14 protein-coding genes are annotated in these 14,520 nt (G+C 65.4%); 7 read left to right on the top strand and 7 right to left on the bottom strand.

From position 1 onward, the window contains the following. Positions 1 to 17: 17 nt before the first annotated feature. Both paaZ and ACSUZJ_RS03945 read left to right on the top strand, forming a co-directional pair. Positions 18 to 2,069, top strand: coding sequence for a phenylacetic acid degradation bifunctional protein PaaZ (gene paaZ, locus ACSUZJ_RS03940; protein ID WP_499413492.1), 2,052 nt, complete (start codon positions 18 to 20; stop codon positions 2,067 to 2,069). Positions 2,070 to 2,123: 54 nt separating this feature from the next. After that, positions 2,124 to 2,672: a cupin domain-containing protein gene (locus ACSUZJ_RS03945; RefSeq protein WP_499413494.1), complete on the top strand. Its 549-nt coding sequence runs from the start codon at positions 2,124 to 2,126 to the stop codon at positions 2,670 to 2,672. Positions 2,673 to 2,808: 136 nt separating this feature from the next. On the opposite strand, the gene ACSUZJ_RS03950 is transcribed toward ACSUZJ_RS03945, so the two are convergent. The 3 genes from ACSUZJ_RS03950 to ACSUZJ_RS03960 all read right to left on the bottom strand — a co-directional run bounded on the left by ACSUZJ_RS03950 (position 2,809) and on the right by ACSUZJ_RS03960 (position 6,397). Continuing rightward, a complete protein-coding gene (locus ACSUZJ_RS03950; protein WP_499413496.1) occupies positions 2,809 to 3,585 on the bottom strand; it encodes a 3-hydroxyacyl-CoA dehydrogenase NAD-binding domain-containing protein in 777 nt (258 codons plus the stop codon). Positions 3,586 to 3,682: 97 nt separating this feature from the next. Beyond that, entirely contained in the window at positions 3,683 to 5,263 is a 1,581-nt protein-coding gene (locus ACSUZJ_RS03955; RefSeq protein WP_499413498.1) for an isocitrate lyase, read from the bottom strand. Positions 5,264 to 5,653: 390 nt separating this feature from the next. Next, positions 5,654 to 6,397 (bottom strand): alpha/beta fold hydrolase, encoded by a 744-nt coding sequence (locus tag ACSUZJ_RS03960; RefSeq protein WP_499413500.1) that lies wholly within the window; start codon positions 6,395 to 6,397, stop codon positions 5,654 to 5,656. Between the two features lie 189 nt (positions 6,398 to 6,586). On the opposite strand from ACSUZJ_RS03960, the gene ACSUZJ_RS03965 reads away from it, so the two are divergent. Next, complete coding sequence (locus ACSUZJ_RS03965) at positions 6,587 to 7,030, top strand: TMEM175 family protein (RefSeq protein WP_499413502.1); 444 nt, start codon at positions 6,587 to 6,589, stop codon at positions 7,028 to 7,030. 209 nt (positions 7,031 to 7,239) lie between these two features. Here the strand turns inward: ACSUZJ_RS03965 and ACSUZJ_RS03970 are convergent, their stop codons facing one another. From ACSUZJ_RS03970 to ACSUZJ_RS03980, 3 genes are all read right to left on the bottom strand, one after another. Next, complete coding sequence (locus ACSUZJ_RS03970) at positions 7,240 to 7,908, bottom strand: HAD-IA family hydrolase (protein ID WP_499413504.1); 669 nt, start codon at positions 7,906 to 7,908, stop codon at positions 7,240 to 7,242. Positions 7,909 to 7,985: 77 nt separating this feature from the next. Further along, on the bottom strand, positions 7,986 to 8,213 hold the full coding sequence (locus ACSUZJ_RS03975; RefSeq protein WP_499413506.1) for a hypothetical protein: 228 nt from the start codon (positions 8,211 to 8,213) through the stop codon (positions 7,986 to 7,988). A 72-nt stretch (positions 8,214 to 8,285) separates the two neighbouring features. Then, positions 8,286 to 9,089: a lipid II flippase Amj family protein gene (locus ACSUZJ_RS03980; RefSeq protein WP_499413508.1), complete on the bottom strand. Its 804-nt coding sequence runs from the start codon at positions 9,087 to 9,089 to the stop codon at positions 8,286 to 8,288. Between the two features lie 335 nt (positions 9,090 to 9,424). Between ACSUZJ_RS03980 and rsgA the strand changes: the two genes are divergently transcribed. Next, positions 9,425 to 10,453, top strand: coding sequence for a ribosome small subunit-dependent GTPase A (rsgA, locus tag ACSUZJ_RS03985; protein ID WP_499413510.1), 1,029 nt, complete (start codon positions 9,425 to 9,427; stop codon positions 10,451 to 10,453). A gap of 59 nt (positions 10,454 to 10,512) precedes the next feature. Here the strand turns inward: rsgA and argH are convergent, their stop codons facing one another. After that, positions 10,513 to 11,910, bottom strand: a complete 1,398-nt coding sequence (gene argH, locus ACSUZJ_RS03990; RefSeq protein WP_499413512.1) for an argininosuccinate lyase — start codon at positions 11,908 to 11,910, stop codon at positions 10,513 to 10,515. A 131-nt stretch (positions 11,911 to 12,041) separates the two neighbouring features. On the opposite strand from argH, the gene ACSUZJ_RS03995 reads away from it, so the two are divergent. From ACSUZJ_RS03995 to ACSUZJ_RS04005, 3 genes are all read left to right on the top strand, one after another. Continuing rightward, positions 12,042 to 12,665 (top strand): hypothetical protein, encoded by a 624-nt coding sequence (locus tag ACSUZJ_RS03995; protein WP_499413514.1) that lies wholly within the window; start codon positions 12,042 to 12,044, stop codon positions 12,663 to 12,665. A gap of 86 nt (positions 12,666 to 12,751) precedes the next feature. Beyond that, complete coding sequence (locus ACSUZJ_RS04000) at positions 12,752 to 13,189, top strand: GNAT family N-acetyltransferase (protein WP_499413516.1); 438 nt, start codon at positions 12,752 to 12,754, stop codon at positions 13,187 to 13,189. 69 nt (positions 13,190 to 13,258) lie between these two features. After that, the gene (locus ACSUZJ_RS04005; RefSeq protein WP_499413518.1) at positions 13,259 to 14,470 is read left to right on the top strand and encodes a cyanophycinase; all 1,212 of its coding nucleotides are present in this window, start codon (positions 13,259 to 13,261) and stop codon (positions 14,468 to 14,470) included. The last annotated feature ends 50 nt before the right edge of the window (positions 14,471 to 14,520 follow it).

Consider the following 14,520-nt stretch of genomic DNA (forward strand, 5'->3'; position numbering starts at 1 on the left):
CACATTGGAGACATAAAATGCACCAACCAAGCACCCTGCAAAGCTGGATCGGCGGCCGCTGGATCGGCCAGGAAGCCGCCACCCCCCTGCACAGCGCCCTCGACGGCCAGCTGGTCTATCACACCCACGCCGAAAAGATCGACTTCGACGAAGCCGTCACCTACGCCCGCAAGACGGGCGTTCCCGGCCTGATGAAGCTCGACTTCCAGACCCGCGCCCAGCGCCTGAAAGCCCTGGCGCTCTACCTGATGGAGCGCAAGGAAGAGCTGTACGAGATCTCGCACCTGACCGGCGCCACGCGCCCGGACAGCTGGGTCGACGTCGAAGGGGGCATCGGCACCCTGTTCGCCTATGCCAGCATGGGCTCGCGCGAGCTGCCCTCATCGAACGTGCTGCACGAGGGCCCGGCGCTGAACCTCGGCAAGCGCGGCGGCTTCGCCGGCACCCACATCCTGGTTCCGAAGGGCGGCCTGGCGGTGCACATCAACGCCTTTAACTTCCCGATCTGGGGTCTGCTCGAAAAATTCGCACCCAGCTTCCTGGCCGCCATGCCTTGCATCGGCAAACCGGCCACCGCGACCAGCTACCTGACCCATGCGGTCGTCAAGATGATGCATGAATCCGGCCTGCTGCCGGACGGTGCGCTGCAGCTCGTGATCGGCTCGACCGGCGACCTGCTGGACCGCCTGACCGGCTTCGATGCCGTCACCTTCACCGGCTCGGCCGACACCGCCGCCAAGCTGCGCGCCAACGCGAATCTCATCAAGGAATCGGTCCCGTTCACTGCCGAAGCCGATTCGCTGAACGCCGCCATCCTGGCGCCGGACGTGACGCCGGACGACCCCGAGTTCGACCTCTTCGTGAAGGAAGTCGCGCGCGAGATGACCGGCAAGGCCGGCCAGAAGTGCACGGCGATCCGACGCATCATCGTCCCCGAGCAGCACGTCGATGCGCTGGGCGAGCGCCTGCGCGAGCGCCTGGCCAAGATCGTGGTCGGCAATCCGAAGCTGGAAGGCGTGCGCATGGGTGCGCTGGCTTCCATGGACCAGCACCGCGACGTGAGCGAGCGCGTCGAGATGCTCGCGCGCGGCAACGAGGTCATCTTCGGCGCCCACCATGGCTTCAACCCGGTGGGCGAAGGTGCTGCGTCCGGCGCCTTCTTCTCGCCGACCCTGCTCCTGTGCCGCAACGCGTCCATCAACGCCGCCGTGCACGACATCGAAGCTTTTGGGCCGGTCAGCACCATGATGACCTACCGCGACATCGACGAGGCGCTGGACCTGGCCGCGCGCGGCCGCGGCAGCCTGGTCACCACGCTGGCGACCAAGGACCCGGCCATCGCCGCGCATGCGGTGCCGATCGCAGCCGCCTCGCACGGCCGCGTGCTGATCCTCGACCGCGAAGCCGCCGTCGACAGCACCGGCCACGGCTCGCCGCTCCCGCAGCTGAAGCACGGCGGTCCGGGCCGCGCCGGCGGCGGCGAAGAGCTGGGCGGCATCCGCGCCGTCAAGCACTTCCTGCAGCGCGCGGCGGTACAGGGTTCGCCGACCATGCTCACGGCCGTGACGGGCGAGTATGTGCGCGGTGGCGCCGTGAAAGAGTCCGAGATCCATCCTTTCCGCCGCTGGTTCGAGGACCTGGAAATCGGCCACTCGCTGCTGACCCACCGCCGCACCGTGAGCGAGGCGGACATCGTCAACTTCGGCGGCATCTCGGGCGACTACTTCTACATGCACTTCGACGAGATCGCGGCCAAGGACACCCAGTTCGGCAAGCGCATCGCCCACGGCTACTTCGTGCTGTCGGCCGCGGCCGGTTTGTTCGTGTCGCCGGCGCCGGGCCCGGTGCTGGCCAACTACGGCCTGGACAACCTGCGCTTCGTTGCGCCGGTGGCGATCGGCGACACCATCCGCGCGCGCCTCACCTGCAAGCGCAAGGTCGACCGGAATCGCACCGACGAGCAGGGCCGTGGCCAGGGCGTGGTGGCCTGGGACGTGCAGGTCACCAACCAGAACGACGAACTGGTGGCAAGTTACGATATCCTGACGCTGGTGCAGAAGCGCGGCTGACGGGAGCTACCTACCGGTCACAGCCGCGGCCCAAACAATCCACAAGGAGCAAGTATGTCGCGGCTAGACCTGAGCGTTATCCCGGTGCTGACCGGCACCAAGTATCCCGATCCCTTCGCCGAGATCGTCAATGGCCGCAGCCGCCAGGCGCTGGGCGAGGCCGGCGGCCTGACCCAGTTCGGCGTCAACCTGGTCGAGCTGAAGCCCGGCGCGGCCTCGTCGCAGCGCCACTGGCATAGCCACGAGGACGAGTTCGTGATGGTGGTGTCGGGCGAACTGACCCTGGTCACCGACGAGGGCGAAACCCTGATGCGCGCGGGCGACTGCGCGGCCTTCCCGGCGGGCAAGCCGAACGGCCACCATCTGGTGAACCGCAGCTGGGGCAATGCGCTGTTCCTGGCGGTCGGCCCCAACATTCCCGCTGACCGCGCCACTTATCCCGATATCGACCTGATGTACGACGGCACGACCGACAGCTATACGCACAAGGACGGCACGCCGTATCCGAAGCGCGATGCGGCCGCGCAGTCCCTCGGCACCGTGGCGCCAGCCCCGCCGCTGGAAGAGCACACGCTCGAGCCGCGTACCTATCGGCACGAATAAGAGTCGTGCCGCAGCCCGACGCCTGATCGCGGCGTATGGGATCATCGGGTGCGGCCGGGCGAGCGCTCATTGCGTGCGCCTCTTCTGCGTGGCCGAGAAGCGATTGCCTACGTGACTGGGACTGCCGCGAGCCAGACTATTCCAGTACCTGATCGGTGCCAGGAACCGCGGCGACTTTATGAAGTTTCCGGGCAAGTGCGATCACGGTGGCCAGGCTTGCACCTGAAGTGTCCTTGCCTGGCACGATCTTCCATATCTCCCCTGTATTCGAAGAAGACGAGACATGCAAACCAAGCACGTCGCCCGCACGCCGCGTGCACCCGGCGATGTGGTCGATGCCGGCATCCGAAGCCAGGGTCGCCAGGACGGCGCCTGACCTGGCAACCTGGTCCAGCCGGCGAAACAAGTTCTCTTTGCCTGCCCTGTCGGTACACGCTGCGTCGACAATCAGGTCACAGTCTTTCAGATGATGAAAGTTTACCGTGCCTGCCAGCAGTGCCATGCGCCTGTCGCGCTGTTCCGGCCCAAGCTCGCCTTTCGCGACCGCGGTCCGGTAACCCGACCGGGCATGCTCGATTGCCTGGTCGAGCGACGCGCGCTCGCGTTCGAGGAGCGTCACCGGGACGTCGGCATCGAGCAGGCTCACCGCGAGGCCGAGGCTCATGGGATTGGCGCCGATGATGCCAACCCGGCCGACCGTTCGAGCACCGTGCGGCGGCAGGTCGGCAAGAAGATCGGCGCAGTAGGACGAGAAAGCGGCCGGTGTGCGGGCCGATGTGGAAACCGGCCGGTCATCGTCGGAGACCTGGTGGCATTGGTTCAGGTCGTGGCCGAACGCATGGACCGGGCAGTTCCACGGCGCCACGCCTGCGCTGGCAAGCGTGGCGCGGACCTCGTTTTGCATACTGTTCATGTGGATTCCTTGATAGGGAGAGTGCGATGCCCGATGTGCAGCCCTGCTGATCAGGCAGCACGGGCTCGCCGTGGCGAGCCCGTGCGTGCGCATTTCCTCAGAACTGGTTCATGGTGTTGAGTTTTCCGGAAGCCTTCAGCGCTGCTTCGCCGCTGAAGTATTCCTTGTGATCGTCGCCCAGGTCCGAGCCCGACATGTTCTGGTGCTTGACGCAGGCGATGCCCTGGCGGATCTCCTTGCGCTGCACGCCGGCCACGTAACCCAGCATGCCCTGCTCGCCGAAGTATTCCTTGGCCAGGTTATCCGTCGACAGTGCGGCGGTATGGTAGGTGGGCAGCGTGATCAGGTGATGGAAGATACCGGCTTCGCGCGATGCGTCGGCCTGGAAGGTGCGGATGCGTTCGTCGGCTTCGCGCGCCAGTTCCGAGTCGTCGTATTCGGCGCTCATCAGCTGCGAGCGCTCGTAGCGCGACACATCGGCGCCCTCGGCCTTCATGCTGTCGAAGACCTGCTGGCGGAAGTTCAGGGTCCAGTTGAATGACGGGCTGTTGTTGTAGACCAGCTTCGCATTCGGCATCACCTTGCGGATTTCCTTCACCATGCCGCCGATCTGGGCGATGTGCGGCTTTTCCGTTTCGATCCACAGCAGGTCGGCGCCGTTCTGGAGCGACGTGATGCAGTCGAGTACGCAACGCGCCTCGCCGGTGCCTTCGCGGAACTGGAACAGGTTGCTGGGCAGGCGCTTCGGACGCAGCAGCTTGCCGTCGCGCTTGATGAGCACGTCGCCATTCGTCATCGCATCGAGCGATACCTCTTCCACGTCCAGGAAGCTGTTGTACTGGTCGCCCAGGTCGCCCGGCTCGCGGGTGTAGGCGATCTGCTTGGTCAGGCCCGCACCCAGCGAATCGGTACGCGCCACGATGAGGCCATCGTCCACGCCGAGTTCGAGGAAGGCGTAGCGCACGGCACGGATCTTGGCGAGGAAGTCTTCGTGCGGCACGGTGACCTTGCCGTCCTGGTGCCCGCACTGCTTCTCGTCCGACACCTGGTTTTCGATCTGGATGCAGCAGGCGCCCGCTTCGATCATCTGCTTGGCCAGCAGGTAGGTAGCCTCGGCATTGCCGAAACCGGCATCGATGTCGGCGATGATCGGCACGACGTGGGTGACGAAATTGTCGATCTTGTCCTGGATCGCGGCGCGCGCTGCGCCTTCCGCGGCGTCGAGCTGGCGGAACAGGCCGCCGAGTTCGCGCGCATCGGCCTGGCGCAGGAAGGTGTACAGCTCCTTGATCAAAGCGGGCACCGCCGTCTTTTCATGCATCGACTGGTCGGGCAGTGGGCCGAATTCCGAACGCAGCGCGGCAATCATCCAGCCCGACAGGTACAGGTAGCGGCGCTCGGTATTGTTGAAGTGCTTTTTAATGGAGATCATCTTTTGCTGGCCGATGAAGCCATGCCAGCATCCCAGCGACTGGGTGTATTTGGACGGGTCGGCGTCGTAGTTCGCCATGTCGCGGCGCATGATCCCGGCGGTGTAGCGGGCGATGTCGAGGCCGGTCTGGAAACGGTTCTGTGCACGCATGCGGGCTGCGGATTCGGGGTTGATCGCATGCCAGCCATTGCCGTGCTGTTGCTTGAGACTGGTGATGGCCTGGATATCGTTCTGGTACTGGGACATGATGAACTCCATAAGAAAGAATCGAAATCTCCTGCGTTCGCCGCTGGCGGTGCTGCGCGGCGAATCGTGAGCGGATGAGTTCATCATAGACGCAATTCGGCGGTCGATCTTCTATCTTATATAAGAGTTCAGCAGATATTTTTACTTGGAGATTCAATGGCTTGCAGATTTTATTTCATGATGCGGAAAGTTATTTTGCAGAACGGGATTTTATGGCAGGGTTGAGCTGCATTAAACTTCACGATGTGAAATGGCATTTGGCCGTGTGAAAATGATTGCTCTACCGGAGTATTGAAAAGGCGGACCGCTGCGCAGCGATGACCACGCGTTCTTGAGCGCAGTCCGTCAGGCGTTCCTGAACTGGGCGCTTCTTGACGCCACGACGGAAAATCACTGTGCGTTCTTCTGCCTATGGAGAAACGCTTCGATTGCCTTGACCAGCGCCTCGGGCTGCTCCAATGGCAGCATGTGTCCCGACTGCTCAATGACCGTCAGCGCCGCACCAGGAATGGCTGCAGCCAGCGCTTCGGTTTCCTGCGCACTGCGTAGCGGGTCCTGCGCTGCCGCGATCACCAGCGTCGGACAGGTCAGCGACGCCGCCGCAATCCCATCCCGCTGCAGCCCGGACTGCACCACCATCGCCTCGTAACCGAGCCGCCTCCCCATCTCCCTGATCCGCGTCACCAGCTCCCTGTCGCCGCGCCGCTCCGGGTGCAGCGACTGCGCAATCGCCCCCATGCTCAGGCCGCGGAAAGTGGCAGGATCGAGCGCCCTGATGGCATCCTCTTTGGCCTTGGCGCGTTCGGGGCTGTCGACCTCGAGCGAGCTCGCCACCAGCACCAGCGCCGCCACGCGGTCCGGAAACAGCTCGGCCACTTTCCGGGCGATATAACCGCCCAGGGAAAAACCGACCAGCACGAAGCGTTCCGGCGCAGCCTGCGCCACGCTGCGCGCAATCTCTTCCGTCGTCACGCCAGGCGCCAGCGGCAGGCGATGAATCGGGGCGTCCCATTGCAGCCGGTCGACGGCCTCGTCCCACAGGGACTCGTCAAGCATGTAGCCCGGCAGCAGGACCAGGGGCAGGGATAGGGCGGGAATCTTCATCTCATCATCCAACTCAAACATGGTTTTCATGCTGCCGGCATGACCGGGCAGCGCTGTTTTCCGACATTCGAAAATTTCGATGCTATATCGGAAAATTCCCCGTTTTTCATTTCTATTTTAGCTACGCATAATGTCTACATCGCAGAAGACATGAGGCGATACAGAGCGTAAGGCAGCTGAACGGCGGTCGAGACCACCTCGGTCGCCGACCTGGCCGGCGTGCTGCCCGGCTGGCTGCGCTATGGGCTCAGCTTCGTGTACGTGGGCATCTACTGGGTCAACCACCATGCCCTGTTCGAGCGCGTGGCAAAGGTGGACGGCGCCGCCTTGTGGGCCAACCTGCACCTGCTGTTCTGGATGTCGCTGATTCCCTGGGTGACCGCCTGGGCCGGCGAGCATCCGATGGCGCCGGTGCCGGTGGCGCTGTACGGCGTGGTGCTGCTGCTGTGCTCGATCTCTTTCATGCTGCTGTCCTGGCGCCTGGACGTGGAAGCAGGCGAACACCCGATGTCTTGGGGCAGCCGCAAGAACCGGGTGTCGATCCTGCTGTATGCGGCGGCCATCCTGCTGTCGCTGTGGTACGCGCCGCTGGGCGCCGCGGTTCACGTGCTGCTGGCGCTGCTCTGGCTGATGCCGGAGGGGCCAAGGCAGGGCAGCGCGTAGGGTGGGTACTCCATGCCCACGCGTTTCGGTCGTATCTCCCGGACTCGTGCGGGGAAACGTCGCGCGCACGATATCACTGTGCCGGGCTTCCAAAATCTTCAATTGGTTTGTGACTGACGGATGCTTCACGGGCGACGTGCCTCGGTTACTGGCCACCGGAGAAGTCCGTAACGCGTGGGCACGGGGTGCCCACCCTACAATGTGCCGCTTCAACCACGCTTGCGCAGCACGCGCAGGCCATCCGGGCCGGCCTCGGCGCGCAGGTCGGCGTAGTCGAGCACGGCGGGGACGGTGATTTCCAGCGGATGCGTGTGGGTGACGGTGACGACGATGCTGTCCATGCCGGCTGCGGCTGCCGACTTCAGGCCGGTCAGCGTGTCTTCGAACACCAGGCAATCCGCCGGCGCCACGGCGAGCTTGCGCGCGCCCAGGAGAAAAGGATCGGGCGCCGGCTTGCCGTGCTCGACATCTTCGGCCGCCACCAGCAGGTTTTTCGACGGCAGGCCGGCGGCGGCGAGGCGCGCCTTGGCCAATGCGCGCGGCGCCGAGGTGACGATGCCCCAGCGCTCGGGCGGCAGGCTGGCGAGGAAGGCGGCGGCGCCGTTGATGGCCTCGATGTCGGCCACGTCCTCGATCTCGGCCGCCGTGATCCAGGCCGCTTCCGCGATCGGATCGACGCCGGGCAGGCCGAGCTGGCGGATGGTGTCGTGGGTGCGCTTGCCGTGCAGGGTCGGCAGGAAGGTCTCGACGTCGAGGCCGTGGCGCGTGGCCCAGGCGCTCCAGACGCGCTCGGCCGAGCGGATCGAGGTGAGCAGGGTGCCGTCCATGTCGAACAGGAAGGCGGCGTAGGCGCGGTCGGGGAGGGTGGTCTTGTTCACTTGCTGGGCTTTCTCGGTAGTGCGGATCAGCCGGCTAGTGTAGCCGTCCGGCGTGCACCATGGCGGACGCCTGGGTCCTAGTCCAGCTTGCGCGCATAGCGTTCGCGCACCACCTGGCTGATATAGGTCGACAGGCCGCTGCCCTGGGTGGCCAGGCGCTGCATTTCGGTAATGTTGTCCGCACCGGCGCTCTGGTCGGTGTAGAGGTAGCGGTCGCCGCCCCTGAACTCGACCGTGATCGAGCGCTTGCCGATGTCATAGGCAACGACGCCGGATTCGCCGCTGCGGTTCTTGTAGCGCTGCATGTGATTTCCCTGCGATATGGTTTGCAAGGAGTCTAGCGCCAATACCGGGAGGCCTTCTGTTGGCGGTTCAACTTACAGCGCCTGCGCCACGAAGACGATCAGCATGGCCGAGGGCACGAACAGGAGCTGCGCCAGCAGGGTCCCGGCCAGGCGGCTGCCGACCAGCCAGACGATGGCCCCGCGAAACTCGGCCTCGCTGAGCCGCCCTTCGACCACGTCATCGGTCATGCCCGACAGGTGCGGGTCGATGAACACCGCCATCATGATGGTCGCCCCGCCATTGATGATCGAGGACAGGGTGCTCGAGGTCACGCGCACCGCCGGGTCCAGCGCACCCGCGTACAGGGCGGCGAACACGCCCACGGTCCAGAGCGCGCTGGCGCCGACGTTGAGCAGGGTAATCGACCACGACACGCTGCGGGTGCTGCGCAGGCTGCCGACGTGCGAGGCCGCCGGCAGCGTGGCCGCGTCCTTCACGAAGGACAGGCCGCCCTTGAAGAAGCCGTGCAGGATCAGCTTCGGCACCGAGCGGTGGACCTGGAAGTGTTCGACCGCGCGGCAGAACACGCGCTGGAAAGTCGGGATCAGGAGGGCGCCGGCGACGGTGGCCAGCGAGGCCGAGACCAGCAGCCAGCGGAAGTCGGCCAGCAGGTCGGTCGTGAGCGTGCCGGCCAGGTTCGATTCGACCCGCTTCGCCAGAAAAGGCCCGAGGAAGGAATTCGAGGTGCGCGAGACCAGCACCAGGATGCTGAACAGGGCGAAGGAAACGGCGATGCGCCGCGTGCGCACCCCCGCGATGCGCACCGAATAGGCCAGGGTGCCGATCAGGTGGATGACAAAGGTGAGGAAGCAGATCAGCCAGAGCTGGGTGTCCATGCGTGGGCGGCGTCGTTGTCGAGCAAGCATGCTGACATCGAACGAGGCACGCGGCAATAAAAATTCCTCGACTGAGGAAAGACGGGTTAGCCCTTGACGCTCCGGCAATGCCCCGCCAGAATGGGAGCTCATTCACACCACCCGGGAGACGCAGCATGAACCAGCCTGATACCGTCCTCCGGTCGGCCGCCTGACCCGTTCCCGCACTGCTCGTTCATCACGACGATGTCGCGGGCGCGTTAGCGCCGACCTTCCATTTTTCGAATCCGCTGCGCCTTTGACGCGCAGCCGCCTGCGCACGCCTGTTGCGCTCATCGAACTGGAAAAACCTCGTCATGATCGACATCGATTTCCCGACCCTGCACGGGATCGGATTCAAGCAGCATTTCGTTTCACAACTCGCAGCAATCCCGCCGCAGCAGCGCCTGGCCCGCGTCACCGCCGTCCAGCGTGACTGGATGAGCCTGACCGATGGCAGCGCGGCGTTCAGCGCGCGCCACCTGCGCCACACCGGGCCTGCCGTCGTCGGCGACTGGGTGCTCGTCGCCGAAAGCGGCGGCGAGTACGGGATCGCCACCGTCCTCGAACCCTTCACCAGGCTGACGCGCCGCACCCCCTCGGGCCGGCAGGTCCTGGTCAGCAACGTCGACACGGCGCTGTTGCTGATGGGGCTAGACAACGATTTCAATCCACGCCGCATGGAGCGCTACATCGCGCTGGTGCGCGCCTGCGCGGTGGCGCCCGTGATGGTGCTGACCAAGGAGGACATCGGCGCCGACGCCGAAGAGAAGATTGCCCGGTTGCGCCAGCGGATCCCGGCCGACGTGCCGGTACTGGCGTTGCATCCGGCCGAACAGGACGACAGCGGCCTGCTGGCGCCCTGGCTGGGCGCAGGCCAGACGCTGGTGCTGCTGGGTTCCTCGGGTGTCGGCAAGTCCACGCTGACCAATGCGCTCACCGGCAGCGGGCAGGCGACGGGCGGCACCCGTCATGGCGACGACCGCGGCCGCCATACGACCACGGCGCGCTCGCTGCACCGCTGCCCGGGCGGCGCCTGCATCATCGACACGCCCGGATTGCGCGCATGGCAGCCGGATGCGGACGAGGAGGCGCTGGAGCTTTCCTTCGACGATATCGCCGCGCTGGCCAGGCGCTGCCAGTTCCGCGACTGCAGCCACGAGAGCGAACCGGGGTGTGCCGTGCGGGGAGAAGTCGATGCGGACCGCCTGCGCAACTACCGCAAGCTGCTGCGCGAGTCGCGCCGCGCCGAGCAGACGCCGCTGGAGCGCATTGCCGCGCGCGGGAAGTGGAAAACCTTGATGAAGGAAGCGAAGCAGCGCGGGCGGGACAAGCGCGGAGGGTAAAAAGAAAAAGCGGCATGGTGGAGCTGCCGCCCACCATGCCGCCGGCTTTTCAGCGCAACTTATTCTGCGAGCTGGCCGCGCACGCGCTCGATCGCCTTGCGCACCTGGTTCGGCGCGGTACCGCCCACGTGGTCGCGTGCGGCCACGGAACCTTCCAGGGTCAGCACGGCGAACACGTCTTCCTCGATCAGCGGCGAGAAGCCGCGCAGGGTCTCGAGCGACATGTCCGCGAGGTCGCATTTCGCGTCGTCGCAGGCACGCACGGCATGCGCCACGGCTTCGTGGGCGTCGCGGAAGGGCAGGCCCTTCTTGACCAGGTAGTCGGCCAGGTCGGTCGCGGTGGCGTAGCCCTGCAGGGCGGCGGCGCGCATGTTCTCGGCCTTGACCGTGATGCCGGCGGCCATGTCGGTGAAGATGCGCAGGGTGTCGAGCACGGTGTCGACGGTGTCGAACAGCGGTTCCTTGTCTTCCTGGTTGTCCTTGTTGTAGGCCAGCGGCTGGCCTTTCATCAGGGTCAGCAGGGACGCGAGGTGGCCGTACACGCGGCCGGTCTTGCCGCGCGCCAGTTCCGGCACGTCCGGGTTCTTTTTCTGCGGCATGATCGACGAGCCGGTGCAGAAGCGGTCGGCGATGTCGATGAAGCCGACGCGCGGGCTCATCCACATGACCAGCTCTTCCGACATGCGCGACACGTGCATCATGATCAGGGACGCGGCGGCCGTGAATTCGATCGCGAAGTCGCGGTCGGAAACGGCGTCCAGCGAGTTGTGGCAGACGTCCTCGAAGCCCAGGGTCTTGGCCACGCGCAGGCGGTCGATCGGGAAGGTGGTGCCGGCCAGCGCGGCGGCGCCCAGCGGCAGGCGGTTCACGCGGCGGCGCGCGTCGATCATGCGCTCGGCATCGCGGCCGAACATTTCCACGTAGGCCAGCATGTGGTGTCCAAACGTGATCGGCTGGGCCACCTGCAAATGGGTAAAGCCCGGCATGATGGTGTCGAAGTGGCGCTCGGCCAGGTCGGTCAGGGCGCTGCGCAGCCCGTTCAGCAGGGCGACGATGTCGTCGATGGCGGCGCGCACGTACAGGCGGATGTCGGTTGCGACCTGGTCGTTGCGCGAGCGGCCCGTGTGCAGGCGCTTGCCGGCGTCGCCGACCAGTTCGGTCAGGCGCTTCTCGATGTTCAGGTGCACGTCTTCCAGGTCGAGCAGCCATTCGAAGCTGCCGGCCTCGATTTCTCCCTTGATCTGCGCCATGCCGCGCTCGATCTCGGCGCGGTCCTCATTGCTGATGATGCCTTGCGCCGCCAGCATCTCGGCGTGGGCGAGCGAACCCTGGATGTCGAACAGGGCAAGGCGTTTATCGAAGAACACGGAGGCGGTGTAGCGCTTGACGAGGTCGGAAACGGGTTCGGAGAAACGGGCCGACCAGGCTTCGGCTTTCTTGGAGAGTTGTGCAGTCATGGGGGAGGTTCCGGTTGATTTATTCGATTATAAACCGCGGTGCAGGCCGCATGCCGGACCCGGGCGCGGATGACAAGGGGGCGAAAATCGCGGATTATTCGTTTGTTAACCGCATACGCAATGGAGAAACCATGATTCGACGCTGCATACCGCTCGCCCTTGCAGCCCTGCTTGCCAACGCCCAGGCCGCCCAGCCTCCGGTCCAGACGCTGCCGGAGCCGCAGGTTACGGCCGAGCCGCCGCACGTCCAGCCGCCGGCCCCGCCCGCCGCGCCCGCTGCCCGGCCCCACGCCCCGGCCGTCAGGGAAGCCGACGGCGCCTCGGTCAACTCCACCGTTGCGGCGCTGTATGAAGTCATTTCCGGCCCGGCCGGCGCGCCGCGCAACTGGAACCGCATGCGTGCCCTGTTCGCGCCCGACGCCAGGCTCTCGATGATCACGCCACAGCCGGGCGGCGGTTTCGCCCTGCGCGCGATGACGGTCGAGGATTACATCAGCCGCAACATGAGCGCCTTCAACACCTCCGGCTTCTACGAGCGCGAGATTGCGCGCACGACCGACGCCTATGGCCAGCTGGTACACGTGTTCAGCACCTATGAACTGCTGCGTGCGCCGCACGACACCAAGCCTTTCATGCGCGGCATCAACAGTATCCAGCTCTACCACGACGGCAGGCGCTGGTGGATCGCCAACCTCGTCTGGCGCGCCGAAGACGCCAGCCTGCCGCTGCCGGAACGCTACCTGCAGAGCCGCTGAGAGGGGGCACGCGCGCACACGCAATCGGAACTTGTCGATTGTGCAAACGGCGCTAGAATTGGTTTTTTCGCCAGATTTCCAGGCAGATGACTACCAACGACTCCAGTTTCCAGGTCAGTACCGACCAGTCGCGGCTCGACATCCCGATGATCTACCGCTTCCTCAGCGAACAGTCGAGCTGGGCCGTCGGCATCTCGCGCTCGCTGGTGGAACGCGCGATCGAGAATTCGCTCTGCTTTGGCGCCTACCTGGACGGGCGCCAGATCGGCTTCGCGCGCGTGGTCACCGACTTTGCCACCTTCGCCAACATGGTCGACGTGTTCGTGTTGCCCGAGTACCGCGGTCACGGCTACGGCAAGCAGCTGGTGGCGGCGGTATTGCGCCATCCGAGCCTGCAGCGCCTGCGCCGTTTCACGCTGGCCACGAGCGACGCCCACAGCCTCTACGAGCGTTTCGGCTTCACGTCTCCGAGCAAGCCGGAGACCTTGATGGAGCGCTATTTCCCGAACATTTACCTCTCCTGAGCGGTCTCAACATGGCGACATCCTTCTCGAATCAGGCTTACGCTTGTCCTGTCCGAGAAGGAGCGCCGCATGTTCCGCTTTGCTGTTCCTGTCGCGTTGACCTTGGCCTTGCTGGCGAGCATGCCCGTGCACGCCGCCGAGCCGCCACCGAAGGGTTCGCTGGTCATCATTGGCGGCGCGCTGCGCCCGGATAACAGCGCCGTCTGGGAACGCATTGTCCAGCTCGCCGGCGGAAAGGAGGCGCGCATCGCGGTCTTCGCTTCCGCCTCGGCCAACCCCGAAAAAGCCGGCGCCGGCCTGGTCGAACGCCTCAACAAGTACGGCGCCAAGGCCTTTTTCGTTCCGGTCGCCGTGCGCCTGACCGGCACCGACTACCAGGCCGCCGCCGACAATCCCGAACTGGCAGCCGCGGTACGCTCCGCCGGCGGCGCCTATTTCGCAGGCGGCGACCAGGCCCGCATCACCCGCGCCCTGCGCCGGCCGGACGGCTCCAACACCCTGGTGCTCGACGCGCTGTGGGACATGTACCGCCGCGGCGGCGTGATCGCCGGCACCAGCGCCGGCGCCGCCATCATGAGCAGCACCATGTTCGGCCACCCCAAGCCGGTGCTGGCCACCCTCAAGCTGGGCCTGACCGACGGCCAGGAAATCACGCCCGGCCTGGGCTTCATCGGCAACGACGTCTTTGTCGACCAGCACCTGCTGGTACGCGGCCGCTTCGCGCGCATGCTGCCGGCGATGCTGCAGAAAGGCTACAAACTGGGCCTGGGCATCGACGAGAACACGGCGATGGTGGTGAGCCCGAACCGCGACGTCGAGGTGCTGGGCTACAAGGGCGCGCTGGTGGTCGACCTGTCGGGGGCGAACGCGAAAAAGGGACCGTTCAACGTCAGCAACGTGCGCCTGAGCTACCTCGACAACGGCGACCGCTTCAACATCGCCAGCCACACTTTTACGCCCGCTCCGGACAAGGCCGACGGCCGCCTCGACCCGGCCCGGCCCTACTACCGCGAGCCCCTGTTCTCGGCCGACATCCTCGGCAACAGCACCGTGGTCGACCTGATGGGCAAGCTCATCGACAGCGACCAGCCGGAAGCCATCGGCCTCACCCTCGACAGCGCCAATTCGGTGCAGCCGGACCTGGGCTTCGAGTTCAAGTTCTCGCGCACCGGCGAGAGCGTGGGCTATATGTCGGCCGCGACCGAAGCCTATTCGGTCTACAACGTGCGGCTGGATATCCGGCCGATCGTGGTCAGAAGGCCGTTGTATCAGTACAAGTAGGCGGGTCATTCATCCTGTCCATGGACAGGATTACAATGCATGCCTTTCCC

The organism is Telluria sp. B2 (assembly GCF_051789535.1).
GTDB lineage: Bacteria > Pseudomonadota > Gammaproteobacteria > Burkholderiales > Burkholderiaceae_D > Telluria.

Bases quoted from the DNA above. Each gene is read 5' to 3' on its own strand.
- paaZ (WP_499413492.1), top strand. From the start codon at position 18: ATGCACCAACCAAGCACCCTGCAAAGCTGGATCGGCGGCCGCTGGATC.
- ACSUZJ_RS03945 (WP_499413494.1), top strand. From the start codon at position 2,124: ATGTCGCGGCTAGACCTGAGCGTTATCCCGGTGCTGACCGGCACCAAG.
- ACSUZJ_RS03950 (WP_499413496.1), bottom strand. From the start codon at position 3,585: ATGAACAGTATGCAAAACGAGGTCCGCGCCACGCTTGCCAGCGCAGGC.
- ACSUZJ_RS03955 (WP_499413498.1), bottom strand. From the start codon at position 5,263: ATGTCCCAGTACCAGAACGATATCCAGGCCATCACCAGTCTCAAGCAA.
- ACSUZJ_RS03960 (WP_499413500.1), bottom strand. From the start codon at position 6,397: ATGAAAACCATGTTTGAGTTGGATGATGAGATGAAGATTCCCGCCCTA.
- ACSUZJ_RS03975 (WP_499413506.1), bottom strand. From the start codon at position 8,213: ATGCAGCGCTACAAGAACCGCAGCGGCGAATCCGGCGTCGTTGCCTAT.
- ACSUZJ_RS03980 (WP_499413508.1), bottom strand. From the start codon at position 9,089: ATGGACACCCAGCTCTGGCTGATCTGCTTCCTCACCTTTGTCATCCAC.
- rsgA (WP_499413510.1), top strand. From the start codon at position 9,425: ATGATCGACATCGATTTCCCGACCCTGCACGGGATCGGATTCAAGCAG.
- argH (WP_499413512.1), bottom strand. From the start codon at position 11,910: ATGACTGCACAACTCTCCAAGAAAGCCGAAGCCTGGTCGGCCCGTTTC.
- ACSUZJ_RS03995 (WP_499413514.1), top strand. From the start codon at position 12,042: ATGATTCGACGCTGCATACCGCTCGCCCTTGCAGCCCTGCTTGCCAAC.
- ACSUZJ_RS04000 (WP_499413516.1), top strand. From the start codon at position 12,752: ATGACTACCAACGACTCCAGTTTCCAGGTCAGTACCGACCAGTCGCGG.
- ACSUZJ_RS04005 (WP_499413518.1), top strand. From the start codon at position 13,259: ATGTTCCGCTTTGCTGTTCCTGTCGCGTTGACCTTGGCCTTGCTGGCG.